Raw genomic sequence first — 3,628 nt, forward strand, 5'->3', positions numbered from 1 at the left:
GTAGGGGTAATTCATGAATTACCCCTACCTGAATTTTTGAGCCTTGAAGTAAAATGAGACTAGAAACTTTGTAACCAAACGCTGACCCATGGTTGCTCAATTACCTACAGATCGGATCGAATACCCCGACAGCGACGGCAAGCCGATGTCTGACAATACCAAACAGTTTCGCTGGATTACGATCGTCAAATATAACCTGGATTGGTTATTTACCAACGATGAGAATGTGTTCGTGGCAGGGGATTTACTCTGGTACCCAGTTGAAGGTAATCCCAAGCGACGGGTAGCTCCAGATGTGATGGTGGCATTTGGTAGACCAAAAGGAGATCGTGGCTCGTACAAACAATGGGAAGAAGCTGGAATTGCACCACAAGTAGTGTTTGAAATTCTCTCTCCTGGAAATACCTCCAATGAGATGGCTGCCAAGTTAGCTTTTTACGAGCGTCATGACGTCGAGGAATACTATGTCTACGATCCCGACACAAATGCTTTATCTGGATGGGCGAGAGCGGATGGTTATCTCGTAGAAATTCCCGTCATGCAGGACTGGACTAGTCCGCGTTTGGGAATTAAGTTCGATCTGAGTACACCGCCCGAATTGCAAATCTATCGACCCAACGGAGAACCATTTTTAAGCTTCGAGCAGGTTTCTCAGCAGTTAGAAACGATCTTACAAAGTCTATCGGAAACAGAGCAGGCTTTAGCCGCAGAGACCGATCGCAACCAGCGACTCGCTGCCAAGTTACGAGAATTAGGCATCGATCCAGATACGGTTTGAATTCAAAAAATGAAGCGGAAACATCATAAGTTTCCGCTTCATCTGAAAAATGATCGAAATTAAGCAAATCTAGTCGATGGTTCTTTTGCCAGAAAACTTGAGCTTCGCAGGCTCAGGATTGCTACCGATATTGCGATCGACTTTACCGTTAAATTCCCGACCAGGATTAACCTTCTCAGGAAATACACCATCGTTGGGATGGAGTAATGTTGTCTCACCCTTGGGGGTAATCCGGTAAACTTTGTAGTTGGTGATTTTGAATTTACGTAGTTGGGTACCCAGTGCAAGGCACTGTTCTTTGCGAGCTAAGTTTAAGAGGTTGTCCCCAGATACCATCGTCGCGGCACCGCCAGTAGGCATCTCAAATACTTGTTCCTTGGGACTATTCCAAGTAATCGCATATTTTTCTTCTACATCGGCTTTGCTGAGTAACCCACCAGTGCTACCGCCGAAAATCGGTGTTTTGCCAGTTAGTTTGTCTGCCATAAAACTGTTAGTTGTAGGGTTTTTGTCATGGTACCACTCTGTTTGGGCGCGATCTCTATCTCGTCAAGAACTGTAACAGTTAGGCTTTAGACTTTAGACTTTAGGTTTTGGTGGATGAGAGGGATTAAAATATTAGGTGGAGGGGTGGCGTTGCCGATCCAGCCGATCCCGATTTTCGATACATTTACTCCCTTCATTTCGACGCCCATGACTACTCATCCTGCTGTGATTTCCTTGATGGTTGCGCCTGCACGAGTGGTGCGGGGACAACAAGCTCTAGTCGAATCGATCGAGTATATTCGTTACTTAGGCCAACGGCTGCTGATTGTTGGTGGCGAAGATAGTCTCGCGTTGGAGCAATTGCAAGTCTTGTTCGATCGATCGGATTTAGAGATCGTCACTGCCAACTACATGCCCGATTGTTGCGAGACTAGTCTCGATCGACTCGCTGATGCTGTCACGCAACATCAAGCCGATCTGATTATTGGTGTCGGCGGTGGTAAATGTCTAGATACCGCTAAATTATTAGCCTACCGCTGCAAATTGCCAGTAGTGACGATTCCGACTTCTGGAGCTACCTGTGCGGCATGGACGGCATTATCGAATATTTATTCGGATGCGGGGGCTTTTCTATCCGATGTCAGTTTGCCCAAGTGTCCCGATCTCCTCGTTCTTGACTATAATATCGTCGCTACCGCACCACAACGGACACTAGTCGCGGGGATTGGCGATGCGATCGCCAAGTGGTACGAAGCTTCAGTCAGTAGTGGTCATTCATCGCAAACATTACTCATCGCCGCAGTCCAACAGGCGCGGGTACTGAGAGATATTTTATTCCAAAAATCAGCCGCCGCACTGGCACAACCAGGCGGTGCTGACTGGCAAGAAGTCGTCGATGCTACCGTACTTTTAGCTGGAGTCATTGGGGGGCTAGGTGGTGCCCAATGCCGCACGGTAGCCGCCCATGCCGTCCATAATGGTCTGACACATCTTCCTGGCTCTCATCACGCCCTCCACGGCGAAAAAGTGGCTTATGGGATTTTGGTGCAATTGAGACTAGAGGAAATGCCTCAGGGCAACCAGTTGGCGGCTACAGCCAGACAGCAGTTACTCGATTTTTATACTGACATTGGGTTGCCAAAAACCCTAGCAGATTTAGGTTTGAGTGAAATTACGATCTCTCAGTTACATCACGCGGCAACGCTTGCTTGCAAACCCGATTCCGATTTACATCGGTTGCCTTTTTCCGTCAATGCAGAACAATTAGTTGCCGCGATGGTATCGACGACAATTATCGAGAGCAGAACCGATCGCGAGTCGATCTCAGATCGGTGTTTAGGTTGAACCAGTACAAAGTCCAGCAACCAATATCGTTGCGATCGATAAATGTTGGGATGCTCTAATTAGCCGAGCGAAATTATCGGAAAACGAGCTAAAACCCAGCCTTGAAAAGGCTGGGGATGTAAGCGGCTGCGGCTTTAGCAAGCGAGCTTTTCGGGGGAAGCTTCCCCCGAAAACGTCGCGCCCCAGTATGCGCTCAAAATGTGCTGGCACGCGCATTTCCGTTTGCCAACCAACTCAATTCAATGGCCCGTCAAGCAGCAGCCGAACGTGCCTGGGCATCAATCCAACGTTTTTACGACAACTGTAAAGCAAAAGTTTCTGGCAAGAAGGCGAAAAGTGTGGGAACAGGGGTTTCCCCAAGTAGAGCACCTTTTCAAGACAGGATTTCCTCAATTCTAGAAAGATCACCGCTCGGTTGAATATAAAACGTCTGGATGGGCATTAAGTGACGATCGCAAGTCAATCACCTTCACCGATCAGAAAGGAATCGGACGGCTAAAACTCAAAGGTACTCGCGATCTAAACTTCTACCAACCCGACCAAATCAAACGAGTCAGGCTGGTAAAAAGAGCGGGTGGGTACTAAGTTCAATTTTGCATCTCTGTGCGGTCAACAGAGATTTTACCTGCCACTGGTAACACTGTTGGATTAGACGTAGGACTAGCCAGTTTTTACACTGATTCAAACGGTTTAGAGGTTGAAAACCCTAGATGTTACCAGGGTGAACGCACTTAAATTTTCTATTATTAAAAATACAATGTATGGCATCGCTAGAAAAAAATGGTTAGATAAATTCCTAGAACTGCCGAATGGCATACCATATTAAGTGTTAGAAGCAAAAGATTCCTAGCAACACTTGATGAAGAATATTCAAATGAACTCTTAGCTCGACTTTATCCATTTTCGATCGCTTTGGATCTAACCGTCTAGCCATAACGGTTATAGCAGGTTGGACTTTTTGAATATCGCCTGTTTTATCGATCTGTGAAAAGTCGGTTCGACGAGAGCGAGTCTGGGAGC

At 46.8% G+C, this 3,628-nt stretch carries 3 protein-coding genes and 1 pseudogene; 3 read left to right on the forward strand and 1 reads right to left on the reverse strand.

What is annotated here, in order from left to right; all coding sequences use genetic code 11:
• Nucleotides 1–88: 88 nt before the first annotated feature.
• Nucleotides 89–778: a Uma2 family endonuclease gene (locus tag RMO27_RS11345; protein WP_309732448.1), complete on the forward strand. Its 690-nt coding sequence runs from the start codon at nucleotides 89–91 to the stop codon at nucleotides 776–778.
• Between the two features lie 69 nt (nucleotides 779–847).
• On the opposite strand, the gene RMO27_RS11350 is transcribed toward RMO27_RS11345, so the two are convergent.
• On the reverse strand, nucleotides 848–1,264 hold the full coding sequence (locus RMO27_RS11350) for a photosystem I reaction center subunit II (protein WP_309732450.1): 417 nt from the start codon (nucleotides 1,262–1,264) through the stop codon (nucleotides 848–850).
• A gap of 207 nt (nucleotides 1,265–1,471) precedes the next feature.
• Here RMO27_RS11350 and RMO27_RS11355 point away from each other — a divergent pair, with 207 nt between their 5' ends.
• Nucleotides 1,472–2,608 (forward strand): iron-containing alcohol dehydrogenase family protein, encoded by a 1,137-nt coding sequence (locus RMO27_RS11355; RefSeq protein ID WP_309732453.1) that lies wholly within the window; start codon nucleotides 1,472–1,474, stop codon nucleotides 2,606–2,608.
• A 200-nt stretch (nucleotides 2,609–2,808) separates the two neighbouring features.
• Nucleotides 2,809–3,337: pseudogene (locus RMO27_RS23840) on the forward strand (RNA-guided endonuclease InsQ/TnpB family protein); the annotation flags it as partial.
• Between the last annotated feature and the right edge of the window lie 291 nt (nucleotides 3,338–3,628).

The organism is Chamaesiphon sp. OTE_75_metabat_556 (assembly GCF_031378165.1).
In the GTDB taxonomy this organism is placed as follows: domain Bacteria; phylum Cyanobacteriota; class Cyanobacteriia; order Cyanobacteriales; family Chamaesiphonaceae; genus Chamaesiphon.